At 36.1% G+C, this 19,702-nt stretch carries 15 protein-coding genes; 4 read left to right on the forward strand and 11 right to left on the reverse strand.

Features of this window, described 5'->3' with window-relative positions; translation table 11 throughout:
• Window positions 1-26 precede the first annotated feature (26 nt).
• The 8 genes from BELBA_RS10695 to BELBA_RS10730 form a co-directional block, all read right to left on the reverse strand.
• A complete protein-coding gene (locus BELBA_RS10695; RefSeq protein ID WP_280956348.1) occupies window positions 27-557 on the reverse strand; it encodes a 6-bladed beta-propeller in 531 nt (176 codons plus the stop codon).
• A gap of 47 nt (window positions 558-604) precedes the next feature.
• A complete protein-coding gene (locus tag BELBA_RS10700) occupies window positions 605-1,843 on the reverse strand; it encodes a type II toxin-antitoxin system HipA family toxin (protein ID WP_014772708.1) in 1,239 nt (412 codons plus the stop codon).
• Window positions 1,840-2,148 (reverse strand): helix-turn-helix domain-containing protein, encoded by a 309-nt coding sequence (locus tag BELBA_RS10705; protein ID WP_014772709.1) that lies wholly within the window; start codon window positions 2,146-2,148, stop codon window positions 1,840-1,842. The genes BELBA_RS10700 and BELBA_RS10705 overlap by 4 nt, the downstream gene beginning before the upstream one ends.
• Before the next feature lie 167 nt (window positions 2,149-2,315).
• Entirely contained in the window at window positions 2,316-4,130 is a 1,815-nt protein-coding gene (locus tag BELBA_RS10710; RefSeq protein ID WP_245531054.1) for a 7TM-DISM domain-containing protein, read from the reverse strand.
• Between the two features lie 178 nt (window positions 4,131-4,308).
• Window positions 4,309-5,427, reverse strand: coding sequence for an endo-1,4-beta-xylanase (locus BELBA_RS10715; RefSeq protein ID WP_014772711.1), 1,119 nt, complete (start codon window positions 5,425-5,427; stop codon window positions 4,309-4,311).
• A gap of 26 nt (window positions 5,428-5,453) precedes the next feature.
• Window positions 5,454-6,203, reverse strand: a complete 750-nt coding sequence (locus BELBA_RS10720; RefSeq protein WP_014772712.1) for an SDR family NAD(P)-dependent oxidoreductase — start codon at window positions 6,201-6,203, stop codon at window positions 5,454-5,456.
• A 237-nt stretch (window positions 6,204-6,440) separates the two neighbouring features.
• Complete coding sequence (locus BELBA_RS10725) at window positions 6,441-8,567, reverse strand: alpha-glucuronidase family glycosyl hydrolase (RefSeq protein WP_014772713.1); 2,127 nt, start codon at window positions 8,565-8,567, stop codon at window positions 6,441-6,443.
• Window positions 8,568-8,600: 33 nt separating this feature from the next.
• Window positions 8,601-9,638 (reverse strand): LacI family DNA-binding transcriptional regulator, encoded by a 1,038-nt coding sequence (locus BELBA_RS10730; protein ID WP_014772714.1) that lies wholly within the window; start codon window positions 9,636-9,638, stop codon window positions 8,601-8,603.
• Window positions 9,639-10,430: 792 nt separating this feature from the next.
• On the opposite strand from BELBA_RS10730, the gene uxuA reads away from it, so the two are divergent.
• The 4 genes from uxuA to xylA are packed head-to-tail and all read left to right on the forward strand — an operon-like array spanning window position 10,431 to window position 17,408.
• Window positions 10,431-11,606 carry a mannonate dehydratase gene (uxuA, locus tag BELBA_RS10735; RefSeq protein ID WP_014772715.1) on the forward strand — a complete coding sequence of 392 codons (1,176 nt, stop codon included), beginning with the start codon at window positions 10,431-10,433 and terminating at the stop codon, window positions 11,604-11,606.
• Between the two features lie 42 nt (window positions 11,607-11,648).
• A complete protein-coding gene (locus tag BELBA_RS10740; protein WP_014772716.1) occupies window positions 11,649-14,501 on the forward strand; it encodes a glycosyl hydrolase 115 family protein in 2,853 nt (950 codons plus the stop codon).
• A gap of 54 nt (window positions 14,502-14,555) precedes the next feature.
• A complete protein-coding gene (locus BELBA_RS10745) occupies window positions 14,556-16,049 on the forward strand; it encodes a xylulokinase (RefSeq protein ID WP_014772717.1) in 1,494 nt (497 codons plus the stop codon).
• Window positions 16,050-16,094: 45 nt separating this feature from the next.
• Window positions 16,095-17,408, forward strand: coding sequence for a xylose isomerase (gene xylA / locus BELBA_RS10750; protein ID WP_014772718.1), 1,314 nt, complete (start codon window positions 16,095-16,097; stop codon window positions 17,406-17,408).
• Window positions 17,409-17,529: 121 nt separating this feature from the next.
• On the opposite strand, the gene BELBA_RS10755 is transcribed toward xylA, so the two are convergent.
• From BELBA_RS10755 to BELBA_RS10765, 3 genes are all read right to left on the reverse strand, one after another.
• A complete protein-coding gene (locus BELBA_RS10755; RefSeq protein ID WP_014772719.1) occupies window positions 17,530-18,630 on the reverse strand; it encodes a glycoside hydrolase family 43 protein in 1,101 nt (366 codons plus the stop codon).
• Window positions 18,631-18,767: 137 nt separating this feature from the next.
• Window positions 18,768-19,187, reverse strand: coding sequence for a DUF5655 domain-containing protein (locus tag BELBA_RS10760; protein WP_014772721.1), 420 nt, complete (start codon window positions 19,185-19,187; stop codon window positions 18,768-18,770).
• Window positions 19,188-19,232: 45 nt separating this feature from the next.
• Entirely contained in the window at window positions 19,233-19,664 is a 432-nt protein-coding gene (locus tag BELBA_RS10765; RefSeq protein ID WP_014772722.1) for a DUF1801 domain-containing protein, read from the reverse strand.
• Window positions 19,665-19,702 lie beyond the last annotated feature (38 nt).

Below are 19,702 nucleotides of genomic sequence, written 5' to 3' on the forward strand. Positions count from 1 at the left end.
TTACTGTTTTTAATTCCTATCCTAGTTCAAAATTTAAATTTAGAAATCAATAAGATAGGATTGTCTCCTTCTTCAAGGGTCTTTAAAATTTCTTTCATCCTTGCTGGGTAGGCAGAAGTATCCAATTTATTCATGAAAATAAATGCAGGGTCAACAGTTGCAATGAAAGAATCGTCAGAGACATGAGTAAATGCGAAATTCTGAGTGAAAGTAATATCATTTTCAAAATTCATGAACTCAATTAATACAGATTTATCAGACTTTTTATTTTTAATCCCAAAATACGGAGTTGCTTTGTTAAAGAAAAAAACCAGTTGATGAGTTGAGTTTTCAAGATATAACTGATTGATAGCATAATTGGATAATTTCCCTTCCAATTCAGAATCATCTATTTCTTTATTTGAAAGATTTTTTTGTAATGAAAAAGAGTTTTCACCATGATCCAATACCAAATATGGACTTGGTATTTGGGACTCAATTTTATAAATGGTATCATTTAAAAACCTTCTGTACAACAACGTCCCGTCTCTAGCTTTAATAGGGGATAAAGTATTAATTGGTCAACAAATCTACTTTTGTATGGAAAAAATAAACTTTAAATAGTTTATGAATTTACTAATTCCACAATCGAACTTTTCACAAGTTTAATATTCGATTTACTTACTCCATAGAATTTAGCTAAGGGTTCCCATTGATTTAAGGCAGATTTTGTTTGCTCAATGATTTCTTCAATTTTATTTTTTGAAATCTTTGCATCCAAACCAAGTTTTACCAAATGGTTGATGCTTGGTTTTTTACCTTCTCCCATAACCATGGTACTTTGTTCTCCACCGGGCCCACTTGAAAAGGTAAGGTCATAAGCTGGAGCAAATTTCCAATTCCTTGAGGAATCCATCAAAAAACTAAAGTTTTTCGCATGATCATCTCTGTTATGAGACAATACATTGAAAATAGCTAAGCGATAAATTTTCTCAACCTCACGGAAATCTTTGGTAATCTGTCCTGTTAAATTAAGAAGGTCTTCGTAATCAAGTGAAGGAGTTCTGAAATCACTGTGGAGTAAACCACTTACTGTATGCATGTGAAATCTTTTATCTTTTTCTCTATCAAAACGCTTGATCGCAAAAAATCCTGGTCCTTTTAAAGAAGGAAATAAATGTACTTCAGGCAGAAAAACACCTGCTGCTTTTGCCATCTTGGCGTATATAAATTCAATTGCTCCTGAGTCATCTCCATCTTGGGAATTTGGGAACTTTACTAGCCAAGGCTCAAAGTCTTTTTCAATTGATTGAGCACCGAAAGCAATATTTTTGAAAGATGAATCAACTCCGATGAGTGCTTTTGGACGAGCGCCTGCTGAGGATCCGTTTAATGAAAGCAATTCGCTTATAACTTCTTCCGAACTTCCTTTCAAAACTTCTTCTGTTTGATATGCCAAATGGTCCAAATCAATTCTTTCATTGATATCCTCAGGAGTATTACTTGGCTCATAAACCAAAGCTCCCATGCCATAAAGACCTACATGAGCCAATTTATCCAAAGGTGAAAAATCTTCTGGTATAAATCCCTGAGATCTAACCATTCTGTCAAAGAGCAATCTACCCCAGCCATCTGGAAGACTATCACTAAAAACTCCCGCCAATCCGTCAAATGGACGGTTTGGTAATTCTATTACTCCACTTCTCAGTGGCAGACGAAATGGGGAGATTTCCATACCCTTCTGTACAAATTTCATATCGTACTCGAAGTAGATGGTTTGATCACGGATAGCAAGTCTTCCAACAGGATCTATTCCAGTACCAAAATCAATTCCAACCTTAATTTCTGAAATTTGAGCTGTCATTTTTTATGTCCTCTTTTTCTCTCAACTTGATTCCGCTCTTTTAAAACATCATCAATAGATGCAAATTTCGATTTTTGTGGTTTTAGTGTATTTACAATTTCTTCCAGTCCACCCACAACCAATAAAAGTTTTAGAAGAGATTCGAGAGAGATCATTCCTTTTTGTTCAAATTTACGCAATGTAGCAAGTGGTACCCCTGATCGCTCCGCTAAACCTTCTTGGGTTAATTCCAAAAGCAATCTCCTTTCTCTGATATTTGCTGCTATTTTTTGCTGTGCTTTTGAAGGGGATATAAGTGATATCATTTTATTACTTATTTTGATATTAGGATGTTACTAACACTATAATATCACAAATATATCTTTTTTCTTTAAGAATTTAAAAAGTATAAGAATCGATAAGAACGAAATGCCTAAGTTTTTTTAGAATAAAAACTTTTGGGGTTGGCTTAAAAATATTAGTCAGTTCTTCTCTATTCCAAATGCACCAATGCCAGCGTTTCCCAGCCATTCAGGTCTGTATTGTGACCGACTTTTTCCATCGCTTGGGAGATTTTATTTTTGAATGCCCAGCAGGTTTCTCTTCTCAATTCGAGAATCTCAGAAAGCTCGTTGAGAGTAAGGTCAACGTCTTTTCTATTTGAGAGATAAAGAATGTAAAACGCTTTTTCTATAGGGAATTTAAGCTTGTGAAATAAAGTGTCCACAGTAGGAGATTCATAGTAATTGCAATTCCTACATCTTTTTCCATGGTTTGGTCCTTCTGTAAATTTATTGTATTCGCATTTCTTACAATGATATTTATCTTTCCATTTCAATTCGGATAGAAATTTGAGACAAGTATCTTTATCTGGAAAAACATTCTTAAAATCGTCAAATCCGAGCCCTTTCATTAGGGCCAAATCCTTGGTTACTTCTTCAACACTTGATCTTAGTTTCTCATTGTTTTCTTGCAGATAATTATTCAATTGAGTTACCTGAGAATTCAGCTCCTGTAATTTCACATTTGTAGTCTGCAGCTCAACATTTTTTTGCGCAAGGTCAGCAGCCATTTTTTCTATTTTCTCTGTTCTGGCTCTTACTTTTTCTTTGAGTTTTGAATTCAATTCCTGTGTGAGTTGATTGTTTTTCTCTAGAGCGATAGTTTTCTCAGCATTTGCTTCCAAAAATTGGTTTTGAAGAAATTTAAGCTGATTGAAAATTGAGAAAGAAAATAGAATCATCTCAGCAAAAATCACAGGGTAAACGAAATACCAGTTAAGTACAGGGTTGTCAAACAATTGAATACTTCTTGAATAAGAATAGACTATCACGAGAAACAAACATAAATAAGCAAAAACATAAGACCAAGAATAAATCTTTGCCTTGATCAAAGAATATAATCCTAATGAAAAAGGAACCAACAAAATGATAATCGTGATAACGATATAATGGATGTAATTTAACTCGAAAATAAATAGTTGATTGACAAAAAGAAGTAGCTTGAGCATGATAGCCCAAACAGTAAGCTTCATAACATTTTTGTTTTTTGTGTATTTCTGAATGTATCGTTCTGAGAATAATAATGTAGCAAGGATGATGATCAACTCGATTACTTTCTCATTATTCAGCTTATTGACCCAAGGTGAGTTTGGCCAGAGATATTGAAATCCTAACCCATCTCTTCCAAGCGAAAACCATATACAAGCAATAATCAAACAGGGGAAGTAGAGATAAAGCGTGTCTCTTAGTCTGTAAAAAAGATACAGGTTGAAGGTCAAAATAATTACTAAAACTCCATAATATATTCCCAAAAGAAAGTATTCATTGAGAGAATGTGACAAGAATTTTTCATTAGTTCTAAGATGAAAGCTAAACTCTTGGTTGTAGCTTCTTTTGACTTTTAAAAAGTATGTTTTTGTCTCCGATGGTCTAAGATCTAGGAAATAGTTAAAGTTTTTATGTTTTACATTTCTTTCATTAAACGGTCTTTCAAATCCTGCCGTCGATGGTTCAAATGTCCCATCTGGCCTTGGAAAATAAAAAGTGATGTTTTTGATATCAAATCCCCACGATTCTAGATACCAAGAGTGATTATGTATTGATTGATTGTTGTTGATAGTAATTCGTAGCCAAATATGAGAATCTAAATAATCAAATAGTACATGTGGATCGGTGACACGTCGAAAATGATCTTCAAAATTACTACTGGCTATTTCATCGATAGCATATTTGGAAGTAGTATCTAGAAAATAGTCAAAGTGTGTTGTAATATGAATTTGTGAACTACTATCATTTAGTTGTATCACTGAACCCGATTCAGTTTTTGCATACAACTTAGTCGTGAAAATGACTATGAAGAATATTAGCAATTTGATACGATATCTATTCTTATTATTCAACTTTTCTAAATTTTAGTAGATAATCTTCATGTATATTTCTTTTCTTATTACCTTCAAGATTCGGTTTTATATTCTTTGTTTCTCTTTATTTCTCGGCTACTTTGATCAAAGCATCAATGATGTCTTTTTTTTCTTTAAAGTCTTTATCTATCAATAGTGGATAAGCCGTCCTTCCTGGCATAGGCCAGTTATTGAGCCAACTCCCACCATCATGCACTCCCCAAAATGTAACTCGAGTTATCTTATCTTCATGTTTTTTGAAAAGCTCAAATAACTCCTTGTATCGTTGAACCAACTGCTTTTGAACTTCCTCAGGTAATCCTTCTTTGTAAATATTATATTTTTCGTCTGCGGGAAAGGTAGCATCGATATCTGCGCCATGTCTGTTGACAGGATTTGGCAGCACATCAATATCCACTTCTGTAAACATGACCTTGAAGCCAGCTTCTGCAATTTTTACGATTGAAGCTTCGATGATTTCGATGCTAGGAGATTCTAATCCGTAATGCCCTTGCATGCCAATTCCATCGATTCTAATTCCTTCTTCTCTAAGTTCTTTTGCCAGTTCAATGGCTGCATCTCTTTTTTCTGGCTTCCACATATTGTAATCGTTGTAGTACAACTCTGTGTTTGGATCAATTTCATTTGCTTTGATAAATGCTCTTTTGATAAAATCTTTTCCAGCTGCATTGTACCATTTTGAAGTCCTGTATTGTCCATCATCAAAAAACGCTTCGTTGACTACATCATAGCCATGAACTTTTCCTTTGTACCTGCTGACTACATTTGAAATATGATCTTCCATTCTCAGCAGCAAAGCTTCTTTTGAAAGAAGTTCGCCATTTTCATCTTCATAAACCCAATTTGGAGTCTGATTATGCCAAACAAGTGTATGTCCTACTACTCGCGCATCTAATTTTTCAGCCAACTCAACCAAATTGTCCATAGGACCAAAATTATATTCCTCCAATCTTGGGTGAATGGAACCCCATTTCATTAAGTTTTCGGGAGTGAGGCTATTGAAGTGTTTATCTAAAATTGGGTAAGCTCTTTTTTCTGTTCCACTAGCTTCTCTAACTCCTATTGCTGCTCCAATATCGAAGAATTGTTCATAGCTCTTTTTCAAAGATTGACTACTAACCGTGTCAAAACTGAGTAAAAGTGTAAGGCTAAATAAAAGTGATTTTATGTGAAATGGTTTCATTTGGTTCTTTTTATGATTTGCTTATTTTAAAATCCAATTGAGTTTCCTCCATCTACAGCTAGGCTTGTTCCAGTCACATAAGAAGAGGAGCTAGTAGCAAAATAATAAACTGCCTCAGCCACATCTTCCGGAGCTCCCATTTTCCCCATGGGTGTTCTTCCCAATACTTTATTTTTTCGTTCTGGATCTGAATCCAATGCTTTTGAAGACATCGCAGTGACTATAAAACCAGGTGCTACACAATTCACTCTTATTCCTAATGGAGATAATTCTACGGCCATAGCTTTGGTCATGCCTTCGATTGCATTTTTTGCTGCCGTGTAGGCAATTACTTTTGGAATGCCATATTTAGCTGTCATGGATGAAATCATTACAATAGATCCAAGTCCCTGTTTTACCATCACTTTACTCACTTCCCTACTTATTGCAAATACAGAAAATACATTCGTATTCATCACTTTGTAGAAATCTTCATTAGTAACTTCAAGGAAGTTTTTCTTCATATTGATTCCAGCATTATTGACCAAAATATCAATCTGACCAAATTCACTTTTGATGCTTTCGATGAGCTCTGGAATTTTCTCTAAATCACTCAAATCAAATGCAATAGTATGTGCTAAATCACCTAGTTCAGCTTTTACATCATCGAGTTTTTGCTGATCTCTACCAATGATGATGGTTTTGATTCCTTCCTTGACAAATTTTTGACTGGTCGCCAAACCGAGTCCTGATGCACCACCTGTGACAATCGCTATTTTTTGAGTATGTTGATTCATTCAAGTACTGTTTTATTGCTTAATTTTAAATTTTAGATAAAGTTGGGAATTTAGGCCCAAGACGAAAGATTCAAGATATAGGACACAAGATGTGATAATAGTTAATAACAAACTCTTGAATAGTAAATTCATGGAAACCTATATCTCAACAGAGTTTATCTCTGTCCCATAATCTTTTAATCTTTAATCCGCCACTGCGGACAAGTTCTTCTAATCCCCTAACCTTCTAACTAAATCTTAAATCCCCGGCACATTCTTCGGTTTGTAATTCATATAATATTCTAAATTATGCTTCGGAGATTCTACACCAGATGGTAAAGGCATTTTCGAAAATTGACCAAAATAGAGTAGACAGGCATCACGCCACCAAGCGGCTTCTTCGGCTTGAATTTTCATAAAAGACAAAGTATGTTCAAATCGCTCCTGATCAATTTTTCCTTTCATGGATTCCCAAAGCTTGACATTTGCTCTAGCTTCATCTACTCCTTTTTGATAGTGAAGGGCAAGATTGTTCCAAAGATTTTCTCCATTTTGAAGTTTGTGTTCCCAAGGAACATGATGAAACCATAACAAGTATTTTTCAGGAATGGAATTGATATTTCCCCAAACTGATTGCAGATTCTCTGAATATTGTCCAAGCGCATTGCTACCTGACTTGGTTCTGTCAAATCCAACTCCCGATTCAGAAGCTTGATGATAATAAGTAGAAGTCCAATCTGCTCTTGATCCACCCGTCACCCATGGCCCCGGGCCATAATGATGGCTTTCGGCCATAATATGATGCAAACCAAGTGGAGTCATATAATTGACCACCATTTCTCGTGACTCAAGCATCATTTCTTTTACAGGAGTAATGAAAGTATCGTCATTATTAAATGTTAGTCTGAGCCAATCGTCTGCTATTTTTTCAGAATTTTCGTAAGGATTCCATGCAAGTTTTCCATAAGCATACCAATTGGCTTGGTGAAAATGATGTCCAGTCCAATTCCTATCTGTACCGATGTTGGCAACTCCTGCCATGGCAGAAAGTGAATGTCCATCCAAACTCCCATCTACAATTTTCGCAACTTCCCTTCCTTTACCATTTACAAAAGTGTCTTCTTTCAATACCTCCTCATACATCGGTGCGAGAAATGCCAAGTGTGTATCGTGTCCCAAATACTCTTGGGTAATCTGGAATTCCATCATCAATGGAGTGTTAGGCATTGCTCCAAACATCGGATGAAAAGGTTCTCTAGGCTGAAAGTCAATTGCACCATTTTTAACTTGAACAATGACATTGTTTCTGAACTCACCATCTATGGGTTTGAATTCATTATATGCTTGCTTATGTCTATCATCGGGAGTGTTTTCACTGTAAACAAATGCTCTCCACATCACAATTCCACCAAACGGAGCTACTGCATCTGCAAGCATATTCGCTCCATCTGCTTGTGTTCTTCCATAATTGTGTGGGCCAGGCTGCCCTTCAGAATCAGCCTTTACAACGAAACCACCAAAGTCAGGAATGTAATCATAAACTTCCTTGGCTTTTTCTTTCCACCAATTTTGAACGACTTCATTTAATGGATCTGCAGTTTTTAATCTTCCCAGTTCAATTGGGGATGAAAATCTTGCAGTGAGATATACTTTGATGCCATAAGGTCTAAAGGCGTCTGCTAGAGCTTTTACTTTTTCTAAATATTCTGTAGTCAAGACTAGAGAATTTGCATTGACATTGGTCAAAACGGTTCCGTTGATACCAATAGAGGCATTTGCTCGAGCATAATCGAGATATTGTTGATCAATGTGACGTGGAAGTCTATGCCAATTCCAAATGCTGAATCCTGAATATCCTCTCTCAACAGTTCTGTCCAAATTGTCCCAGTGATTAAGCACACGATGCTTAATTTTTGGCGATTGAAAAATACCTTCTTTTGGAACTTCAGATCCTTTTTGGATCAATTGAAGATAATAAAAAGTGCCATAAAGCAAACCAATATCCGTATTTGCAAGAATTAATGTTTCTGAATTTTCACTTTTAGAAATTGAAAATCCATCCTCACCTAAAGCTGTAATTTTTTCTTTATTAATTTGAAAAGTAGTTAAATTTAAATCAGATAATTTTGAGATAATCAGTTTCGGATTCTCTTGGTTTTCAGCTGGCTCGAAATTAAAAAATCCTTTCCCAGCTCTTTTGATTTCATCATTAATGATTGCTAATGTTGGGGAAGTTGCATTGATCTGATACTTCGCAATTCCTTCTTTTTGCCAACTTTCCGCATTTTCAATAGGATAATATTGCATCCATAATTTATACCCATCATTAGCAAGGACGAATGATGAGAGAAACAGGAAGAAAATACTAAAAGGTAAAAATTTCATTTTGTGGTTTATAGGTTGTTGTTCAATGTATGATCAGGATTTCGGCTTTTTCAAAGACGATTCTCTGATGATCAATTCTGATCTAAGCGTAATTTTATTGGTATTTTGAAGTGTTGTTGTATCAGGTTCTTCTAAATGGTTAATGAGGTTTTTCATCGCTACTTCTCCCATTTCATATCCTGGATAATTGATTGTAGTAATTTTCGGCTCAACTAATCTTGAGATAATTTCATTGTTGAAGCCGACCAAAGCCATGTCTTGTGGAACTCGAATGCCATTCATTTTTAGATGATTGAGACAGCTAGCGGCACAAGCATCATTAGAAACAAAAAGCCCATCGGGTAGTGGGTCCATTTTTAAGATTTGGCTGACAATCTCTTCTCCAGCTTCCTCATTAATATCGGACAACACGATGACCAGATTGTCTTCAAAAGGAATGTTTTTGTCAATTAAGGCATATTTGTACCCTTTGAGCCTTTCTGCATAAACACTCACTTCGGTACTTCCTAAGACATGTACAATTCTTCGGCAACCTTGATCTATCAGGTGATTTGTAGCAATTTGTGCCGATTGAATATTGTCTATCGAAACACCCGTACTAATATCAGTATTTGCAATTCTATCATAAAAAATAACTGGAATCCCTTTTTTGTAGAAGGGTGAAAAATGCTCCAAATTCTCAGCACCACTTGCCAAAGAAATCAAAAGCCCATCAACTCTACTATTGAACATTGACTTTGTATTTGCAATTTCCTTTTCACTTGATTCCAAAGATTGACTTATGACCAAGTTAAACCCTGCTTCACTCGCTACTTTTTCCATTCCAGCAAGTACAGAAGCTTGGAAGTTACTTTTTAAGCTAGGAACAATTACCCCAATGTTATTACTTCTTTTGCTTCTTAGGTTTGCTGCAAAAATATTCGATTGATAACCTAATTCAGATGCAGCATCGAAGATTTTCTTTTTTGTCTTCTCTTTTACAGCAGGATGATTGTTCAATGCCCTACTTACAGTCGTAGGGGAAACTCCTAAGCCTTTTGCTATATCGTATATCGTTATTTCTTTCTCCATGAATGATCTTAATCTTATGACAAATGTTCAGTTCTTTGTAAGATAATAAACATTCATTTTTCTAAGACATAAAAATAGGTATCGTTCAAAAGTATTCTTTTTATGATTTATTTCAAAGCTTTTTTATGAAATCGGTTGTATTTATATTTTTTATGTTTTAAGAATTTCGCTATTCTCTTTTCCGAAATTATCAACAGACTTCTTTCAAAAGCCAAGTTTATTAAAGTTATACTTTTGATATTAAGGTTTTTAACTGTAAAAACCTTAATAAAATAGAGAAAAATGGAAATTCTAACTAATTGAATAATGAGTTGATTTTCTTTTAAAAATAGTATTTCTATGATCTGAAAGGATCAAGTTTTTATTTCTAAATCTTGACACTTTTAAGAAAATTTTGATAAAAAAATGAAATCGGTTGCATTTTTATTTATTTTTTCTCAAGTTTATAATTCGAAAGTGAAATGCTTCTCAACTTATTTGTTGGGAATTAGTTTTTGAAGAATTCATAAAGATGTAATTCAAAACAAAAGCCAAATGCATATCATTTCTTTGGATCAAACTTTGGTGCATGCTGCAATTTGAATTTCAAAATGCAGCTGTTATACATAGTTCAATAAATATTAGGGTTTATTATTCATTACCGGAGTTCCTTCTGGGAACTTCCGGTTTTATTTATGTCCAAAAAATATAAACTCTTCACTTTTACTTTTTAAAGTTCGGTGAATTGATTTTTGGTCAGTTTAAACAAGAATATCTAAGAAAAGCTCGTATTAATTGAAGTGAAAATAGTGAATGAGAAATAGTCTAATTCAATCTTGGCGTTGGTACGGATCCAATGACCCTGTTAGTCTTCAGGATATCCGTCAAGCTGGAGCTACTGCGGTGGTATCAGCACTCCATCATGTGCCTCATGGTGATATTTGGGAATTAGATGATATTTTGGAACGAAAAAAAATCATCGAAGCAGCAGGTCTAAAATGGTTAGTTGTCGAATCAGTCCCTGTTCATGAAGCGATTAAAACAAATAGTGCCGAAGCGCCAAAATTTTTAGAAAATTATAAAATATCTCTCAAGAATCTAGCTAAAGCGGGCTTAAAAATAATCTGCTATAATTTCATGCCTGTCTTAGATTGGACGAGAACTGACCTGAACTTTGCTTTACCAAATGGAGCAAAAGCTTTATGTTTAGATTGGGCTGATTTGGCCTATTTTGATATTTACATGCTCAAAAGAGAAGGAGCAGAAGCAGATTACTCCAATCAGGTGATTTCTATTTTGAACAAAAGATTGGATACTTACACTCCTGAAAAAGTAGCTGCTTTAAATGAAATAATCTGCATGGGGGTTCCCACAGAAGGAAGTGTGAATTTGGAACAGCTTCATGAAAGCTTGGCTATTTATGAGAATATAGGAAAGGACGGATTGAGAAAAAATCTCGCATTATTTTTAGAGGCTATTGCCGATGTTTGTGAGTCCTATGATTTGAAAATGACGATTCATCCAGATGATCCGCCTTTTCCAATTTTGGGATTACCGAGAATAGCTTCGAATCATGAAGATCTCAAATGGATCTTGAATGCTGTAGATCGACCTTTCAATGGCATTTGTTTTTGCACCGGTTCTTTGGGAGCAGGTGCATTCAATGATATTCCGAAAATTCTTCATGATTTAGGCGATCGCGTTTATTTTGCCCATTTGAGAAATGTTAAGAAGGACCATTTTGGGAATTTTCATGAATCGGATCATTTGGATGGTGATGTAGATATGTTTGCTGTTATGAAAGAATTGATCAAATTCAACGAAAACAGAATTGAGCCTATACCATTTAGACCAGACCATGGTCATCAAATGCTAGATGATTTACATAAAGTGACAAATCCGGGGTATTCTGCGATCGGAAGATTAAAAGGCCTTGCAGAGTTAAGAGGTTTGGAAATGGGGATAAAGAGAATGATGCTAGATGGCTAGACTAACAAAAAACTGATTTCCAATTAACCTTAAACCTAACCAATGAACCAGTATTTTAAAAGCTTATTTATTTTTCACCTCTTCATTTTTATGTGGAGTTCAATTTATGCGCAATCAAATATTCCTCAATTTGTATCTACGCATTCCTCTTTAAACAGCTTTCCGTTGGTTGAAGGAACTGCTGCGCCAATTATCTTCGATGGAACTGATGAGGGGATACTTTTGGCAGTTGAAAATTTACAAAAGGATATTCAAGCTGTTTCAGGTAAAAGCGCTGATCTGAAAAGGGGGATAGAAGCGGAAAATACGGTTTTGATCATTGGGCAGTTGGGCGAAAGTATTTTGATTGATGAATTGGTTAAAAAGGGAAGGATCGAAATTTCTCATCTAGCAAACAAATGGGAGACATTTCAAATTCAAACCATACAAAATCCACTTCCAGGAATTGATCAAGCTTTAGTAATCGTAGGAAGCGATAAAAGAGGAACGATTTTCGGCATTTATGAGCTTTCAAAGCAAATCGGGGTTTCCCCTTGGAATTGGTGGGCAGATGTTCCTGTAAAGGAAAAGTCTGCTATTTTTATTCATCATGGGATTTATTCCAAAGGAACACCAGCAGTAAAATACAGAGGGATTTTTATCAATGACGAGGCACCTGCTTTATCGGGTTGGACACAAGAAAAATTTGGTGGTTTTAACCATAAATTTTACGGTCACGTTTTCGAGTTGATTTTAAGATTGCAGGGTAATTATCTATGGCCAGCCATGTGGGGTCGCGCTTTTTATGATGATGATCCTTTGAATGGGCCTTTGGCTGATAAATATGGTATTGTGATTGGTACTTCACATCACGAACCTTTGATGCGAGCTCATGCTGAATGGTCAAAGTACGGTGAAGGAGATTGGAATTACCAGACCAATAAGAAAGTCTTGCAGGATTTTTGGAAAACTGGCATGGAAAGACAGGGGAGTATGGAAGCTACTGTTTCGCTCGGTATGAGAGGTGATGGTGATGAGCCCATGAGTGAAGAAAATAATATAGCATTGCTTGAAGAAATTGTTGCGGATCAACGAAGAATCATAGAAGAAGTAACTGGGAAACCAGCTTCTGAAACTCCACAATTTTGGGCATTGTATAAAGAAGTTCAAGAGTACTATGATAAAGGAATGCGAGTTCCTGATGATGTCACACTGCTGTTATGTGATGACAACTGGGGCAATGTCCGCAAACTTCCTGCTATTGGAGCAAAAGACCGAAAAGGTGGTTATGGGATGTATTATCACTTTGATTATGTTGGTGGTCCGAGAAATTACAAGTGGATCAATACGAATCCGTTGCCAAAAATTTGGGAGCAGATGAACCGGACCTATCAACATGGAGTGGATGAACTTTGGGTAGTCAATGTCGGAGATATCAAGCCAATGGAGATGCCAATTTCTTTTTTCTTGGATTTTGCATGGAATCCCGATGCGATGCCTTCCACTTCGATTTCGCAGTACACCAAGGATTGGGTAGGAAATCAGTTCGGATCGGAGTATGCATCAGAGATTGCTCAGCTTGTTTCAGGATTTGGAAAATTGAGTGGGAGAAGAAAGCCGGAACTATTGAATCATAAAACATATAGTGTTCATTTTTATAATGAAATGTCTTCTGTTTCGGAAGAATGGAAGGAACTTGAAATATTGAGTGATTTTGTAAAATCAAAACTCGCGATTACTTATCACGACGCTTATTACCAATTGGTAGAACATCCAATCAAAGCATCTGCAAATCTTCACCGACTTTATGAAAGTACGGCTTTAAATGAATTGTATCATGCGCAAGGCCGAAATCTAACGAATAAGAAAGCTGACGAAGTCAAAACTTATTTTGAAAATGATGCTTTGATTTCAGCATTTTATAATAACTCACTTGCCGATGGAAAATGGTCACACATGATGGATCAGACCCATATTGGTTACACAAGTTGGCAAGAACCCCGAACGAATGTAATTCCACAGATAGATTACCTAGAAGTGCCGGAGAAAGGATCACTAGGTGTTTCAATTTCAGAAAGCACAGCATTTTTCCCGGAAAGTAAATCACTCAAATCAGTGACTTTATCTCCTTTTGACAATCAAAAAGTGAAACTGGAGCTGTTCAACAGAGGTGAATCATCTATTGATTTCAAAATCAACAATAAGTCAAAATGGTTAAAAACCAGCTTAGAATCAGGAGAAATAGAAACACAGGTTGATGTTGTGCTTGAAGTTGATTGGTCACTCGCTCCAAAAGGAAAATCCATAGCTGAATTTGAAATAAGAAGTGGAAAAGATAAGGTAAAGGTGGAAGTTCCGATTCATAGTTATGAAATTGAGGAATCATTTAAAGGATTCGTGCCTTCATTCGGAGTCCTCGCAATGGAAGCGGATCACTTTTCTTCTAAATACGAAGAGAATCCAGTTAGATGGCAGGTTGTAGAGGACTTGGGTAAAACTGGCAACTCAATAATGGCTACTCCGGAAATTGCTTTTACGGAATCAGATACGATACAGGGTAGCTATTTGACATATGATGTTTGGTTTGAAGAAGCCGGGGAATATGAAGTAAATGTTTTGACAGGTCCTACTTTAAACTATTTGAATGCTGAGAAAGGAATTCAATATGGACTTGCAGCCAATGAAGGTGAACCGATTTTGGTCTCGATTCATGAAAACGAAAGACAAAGAAGATGGGATACTTGGGTTTCCAACTCAATTAATGTGACGAAAAGAAAGCTGAATTTTCAAAAAGGTCACAATCAGCTCAAATTGTATATGGTCAATCCAGGAGTAGTTTTCCAGAAAATAATCATAGATGCTGGAGGTTTGCAAGAAAGCAATCTTGGACCAAAAGAGAGTTTCTTTAAGTATTAAGAGAATAGAGATAAAGTTGTTGCAATAGGCAAAAACTAGATTAATTATCAAAAAATGAGAAAGTTATTAATTGGATATGATATAGGGAGTTCTTCGGTAAAGGCAACATTACTCGATGCAGATACTGGTAGAGCTGTTGCGTCAGAAGGTCTTCCAAAGGTAGAAATGCCTATTCATGCACCTCAGAAAGATTGGGCTGAACAAGATCCGCAGATGTGGTGGAAAAACATTGTGGAGACGACGCAATCAATCGTCAAATCTGCTAATGTTCAAAAAGGTGAAATCAAAGCCATCGGGATTTCCTATCAGATGCATGGCCTTGTTCTCGTCGATCAAAATCAAAACGTGATCAGGCCTTCGATTATTTGGTGTGACAGTAGAGCTGTGAACTATGGAAATTCAGCTTTTGAAGCCTTGGGATCAGATTATTGCCTTCCTCATTTGTTGAATTCACCTGGTAATTTCACTGCTTCCAAATTGAAATGGGTTAAAGAAAACGAACCGGAAAATTATTCAAAAATCCACAAGATCATGCTTCCGGGAGATTATATTGCCATGAAGCTTTCAGGTGAAATTCTTACTTCTGAGTCAGGATTGTCTGAAGGGATTTTTTGGGATTTCAAGGAAAATGGACTTGCGCAGAATCTTTTGGATCATTATGGAATTGACAAAGGACTTCTTCCTGAGGCAGTTCCTTCTTTCTCGAATCAAGGAAAAGTAAACGCAGATAGTGCAGAGATCTTGGGAATAGAAGCAGGTATTCCAATTACTTACCGTGCGGGAGATCAACCAAATAATGCATTTTCACTCAATGTGCTCAAAGACGGCGAACTCGCAACGACAGCAGGAACTTCTGGAACCGTTTATGGAGTAGCAAACAAGCCGCTTTACGATCCTCAATCTCGCGTCAATACCTTTGTCCATGTGAATCATTCTAAGGAAAATCCAAGCTACGGTGTACTTCTTTGCATCAATGGAACAGGGATTTTGAATTCTTGGGTGAAGAAATTATTGAGTGGTGATAACATTTCATACCCTCAGATGAATGCGTTAGCTGCGGAAGTTCCGATTGGAGCAGAAGGCTTGAGCTTTATACCATTTGGCAATGGCGTAGAGCGAATCATGGAAAACAAGCATGTTGGAGCTCATTTGAATGGATTGAACTTGTTGAATCATGATCATAGACATGTGCTTCGTGCGACGCAAGAAGGAATTGTTTCCTCTTTGACTTATGGTTTTAATATCATGAAATCAATGGGACTGAATCTCAATACCGTGAAAGCAGGTCATGCGAATATGTTTTTGAGTCCATTATTCAGAGAAGCATTTGTCAATATGAATGAAGTAGCTCTAGAACTTTATGATACAGATGGCTCGCAAGGTGCTGCACGAGGAGCTGGAATTGGAGCAGGTATTTTTGGAATAGAGGATGCATTTGTTGGGCTGGAAAAACTTGCTTCGCTGGAACCAGAAAAAGCTAAAATTCAAAGCTATCAAGAAGTCTATATGAAATGGCAGGAAGCTTTAAAAGGCGTTTTGAAATCTTAAAATCAAATTATAAAATAAAATATCAAAAATTAAATCTACAATCCAATGTCAAAAACTTATTTCCCAAATATTGACAAAATCAAATTTGAAGGGAGGGAGTCTCAAAACCCTTTTGCCTTCAAATTCTATGATGAAAATACAGTTGTCGCAGGAAAATCCATGAAGGAGCATTTCAAATTTGCGATTGCTTACTGGCATTCATTCTGTGGAACTGGTGGTGATCCATTTGGACCTGGAACAATCGTTCATCCTTGGGATGCTAGCGAGGATGCTGTCCAAAGAGCAAAAGATAAAATGGATGCTGCATTTGAATTTTTTGTGAAAATCGGGGCGCCTTATTATTGTTTCCATGATGTTGACCTGATAGACGAAGGTGATTCCATTGAGGAATACGAAGAGCGCATGAAAATCATCACAGATTATGCTTTGGAAAAGCAAAAGGAAACAGGAGTAAAGTTACTTTGGGGTACTGCAAATGTGTTTTCAAATCCAAGATATATGAATGGTGCTTCTACCAATCCTGACTTTGATGTTTTGGCTTGGGCAGGTACACAAGTGAAAAATGCAATAGATGCCACGATCAAACTTGGTGGTGAGAATTATGTGTTCTGGGGTGGTAGAGAAGGATATATGTCCTTATTGAATACGGATATGAAGCGTGAAACTTCCCATTTGGCACAATTTCTTACCATGGCTAGAGATTATGCTAGATCTAAAGGTTTCAAAGGAAACTTCCTGATAGAGCCTAAGCCTATGGAGCCAACAAAACATCAGTATGATTACGATGCTGCTACTGTAGTTGGTTTCTTGAGACAACATGGGTTAGATAAAGATTTCAAATTGAATTTGGAAGTGAATCACGCAACTTTGGCGGGACATACTTTTCAGCATGAGTTACAGGTAGCAGTTGATTCAGGGATGTTGGGAAGTGTAGATGCCAACAGAGGAGATTACCAAAACGGCTGGGATACAGATCAATTTGCAATCAATCTTCAAGAGCTTACCGAGTCAATGCTTGTCATCCTTGAAGGCGGCGGAATCGATGGAGGAGGAGTGAATTTTGATGCAAAAATAAGAAGAAACTCAACTGATATGGAGGATCTTTTCCATGCACACATTGGAAGTATGGATGCTTTCGCAAGGTCATTGATCATTGCAGACGAAATCTTACAGAAATCTGACTACAAATCTTTAAGAAAAGAGAGATATGCGTCATTTGATGTCGGTAAAGGAAATGAGTTCGAAAATGGCAAACTTACCCTTGAAGACCTTAGAACACATGCACTTGCTGTTGGTGAACCTAAGAAAACAAGTGGAAAGCAAGAGAGATATGAGAATATCTTGAATCAGTTTATTTAAGTTGATCCGAAATTTATTAGTAAAAAGCCCTTTCAAAGTGATTTGAAAGGGCTTTTATTTAGTTGTACTGTTAACTTTTTAACTAATTACCAATCAACTTTTTCTTATACAAGTGATTATCTTATTTCAATATTGGTTCGATAGTATTAATAGAACCATCAGCATTGTGAGTCAATTCAGTCATTTTTAAATTTCTCAAATGCGTTTCTCCAGATATTTCTGTGTCATGGTAGAAAATGTACCATTTTTCATCCACTTGAACGATTGAATGATGATTTGTCCAGCCTTGGACAGGCTTCAAAATCACACCTTGGTAGGTAAATGGACCATAAGGAGAATCTCCAATGCCATAAGCGATGTTATGTGTGTCTCCGGTGGAATAAGAGAAATAATATTTGTCATTATGCTTATGAACCCAAGCTGCTTCAAAGAATCTTCTCTCATGATCACCAGCTAAAATCGGTGAGCCATCTTGATCTAAAATTTCAATTTGTCTAGGCGCTTCACCAAATTCTAACATATCACCACTAAGTTTGGCGACCATTGGGCTGATTGCAGGCTCGTCATCAGCAGGTTCATCATCATAAGGTGAATCCCCTGTCGACAAGTACTCACCAGTTCTCCATTTCTGCAGTTGACCTCCCCAGATTCCTCCCCAGTAAATAAAGTAATCATTGCCATCTTGAAATACAGCTGGATCAATACTGTAGGATCCTTTCATTGGTTCAGGTTGCGCTGTGAAAGGTCCAGTTGGGCTATCACTTACTGCAACTCCTAGATGAAAAATATCATCATAATCTTTCGCAGGGAAGTATAAATAATATTTCCCATCTTTTTGAGCGGCATCGGGTGCCCACATTTGTCTTTTTGCCCAAGGAACATCATCCACATCCAGCGCAATGCCATGATCCACAGGTTCTGAATCGATAGTTTCCATGCTGAAAACATGATAATCTCTCATGTTAAAATGAGCTCCTGAATCGTCCTCTTCCACTACTGATTCCACATCATGGGAAGGGTAGATGTAAATTTTTCCATCGAAAACATGTGCAGAAGGATCAGCTGTGTATATATGGCTGATCAATGGTGGGGATAAGAAAGTGCTTTTTTCTTCTTCTACAATCACAGTTTCTTCTGCACTTTCTTGTTTTCCACAAGAGGAAAACAACAAGAGAGAAGCAGTTGACATAGCGATCAAACTTCTTGTTGATTTTAGGTTCATAGGTAGATTGATTTTAAGTATGTTTTATTAAAAATCTAAAATATGATAAATGAAATCGGTTTCAAAATTAAAAATGATAATATTTGGGGTGATTTTTATGAATATTCTTTATTCAAACCAAGTGGGGTAAATTTGATCTAATTGGAGTCGCCTTTTTGAAATATATCATAGGATTCTCTAATCCATTTTATTATTTGTGGAGCCACTTCTTCAAGGGATGAAATTCGAATATGACATTCATCTCTATTGTGATATTTGGTGTTTTTGAAAATTAAAGGACTTTGAATTGGATCAGTTGAATAGAATTTGATGTTTAAGACTTTTTGCATAGGTTTTATGACCAAAAATGTCTGGGTATTGACAAATACAATACAGTTTTTTGTAGTGCTGATATGTGTATTTTCCCAATCAGCAACGTGAGATAATATTTTGTCAAAAATGAAAATTAATTCTTTGTTTTTCCCCTCAAAAAGTGAATCTAAGTCCTGATTTACGCAAGAGTGATATTGATTAGAAAATCTTAGTCTTCTTTCGCATTTTGGACAGATCCAAGTCATAAATAATTGATTTGAGTTTTTTGAATGTTTATTTTTTTGTGAATTCTATCCTAGTTTCCCATATTTTTTTTGTAGAAAATCCATAGTAGAAAGAACCATTTTTTTCAGGATTTCTGGATCTATATCTGAAAGTTTTTTAACATAAATGCAACCTTTTCCCATTTTAAATTTTCCTAGCTTATTTAACAAATCATCCTGATTTGCACCTCCAGAATATATATAGAGTGAAATAGCAGTTTTTCTTGGAGAAAATCCCACCAAAGGCCAATCGCCTTCTTGCTTACTTCTTTCTGATTTATAGTGGTATTTACCAAATCCGATGATAGAAGGTCCCCACATCTTTGGTTCAAAACCTGTAACTTTTTCCATCAAGTCTAGAAGTATAAGGCTGTCCGTAATTTTCTGTTCTGAATTAGCAAATTCATGAATAAACTTCTTGACATTTGCATCGTTTTCTTGTGTTTTAAGCTCAGCCATGGTATTTCTATTAATTTTAAAACATTAATTTAAGATTA

Origin of the sequence: Belliella baltica DSM 15883, from assembly GCF_000265405.1 — a bacterium.
Lineage (GTDB): Bacteria > Bacteroidota > Bacteroidia > Cytophagales > Cyclobacteriaceae > Belliella > Belliella baltica.

Bases quoted from the DNA above. Each gene is read 5' to 3' on its own strand.
- BELBA_RS10705 (WP_014772709.1), bottom strand. From the start codon at position 2,148: ATGATATCACTTATATCCCCTTCAAAAGCACAGCAAAAAATAGCAGCA.
- BELBA_RS10740 (WP_014772716.1), top strand. From the start codon at position 11,649: ATGAACCAGTATTTTAAAAGCTTATTTATTTTTCACCTCTTCATTTTT.
- BELBA_RS10765 (WP_014772722.1), bottom strand. From the start codon at position 19,664: ATGGCTGAGCTTAAAACACAAGAAAACGATGCAAATGTCAAGAAGTTT.
- BELBA_RS10755 (WP_014772719.1), bottom strand. From the start codon at position 18,630: ATGAACCTAAAATCAACAAGAAGTTTGATCGCTATGTCAACTGCTTCT.
- BELBA_RS10700 (WP_014772708.1), bottom strand. From the start codon at position 1,843: ATGACAGCTCAAATTTCAGAAATTAAGGTTGGAATTGATTTTGGTACT.
- BELBA_RS10715 (WP_014772711.1), bottom strand. From the start codon at position 5,427: ATGAAACCATTTCACATAAAATCACTTTTATTTAGCCTTACACTTTTA.
- BELBA_RS10760 (WP_014772721.1), bottom strand. From the start codon at position 19,187: ATGACTTGGATCTGTCCAAAATGCGAAAGAAGACTAAGATTTTCTAAT.
- BELBA_RS10720 (WP_014772712.1), bottom strand. From the start codon at position 6,203: ATGAATCAACATACTCAAAAAATAGCGATTGTCACAGGTGGTGCATCA.
- uxuA (WP_014772715.1), top strand. From the start codon at position 10,431: ATGAGAAATAGTCTAATTCAATCTTGGCGTTGGTACGGATCCAATGAC.
- BELBA_RS10745 (WP_014772717.1), top strand. From the start codon at position 14,556: ATGAGAAAGTTATTAATTGGATATGATATAGGGAGTTCTTCGGTAAAG.
- xylA (WP_014772718.1), top strand. From the start codon at position 16,095: ATGTCAAAAACTTATTTCCCAAATATTGACAAAATCAAATTTGAAGGG.
- BELBA_RS10725 (WP_014772713.1), bottom strand. From the start codon at position 8,567: ATGAAATTTTTACCTTTTAGTATTTTCTTCCTGTTTCTCTCATCATTC.
- BELBA_RS10730 (WP_014772714.1), bottom strand. From the start codon at position 9,638: ATGGAGAAAGAAATAACGATATACGATATAGCAAAAGGCTTAGGAGTT.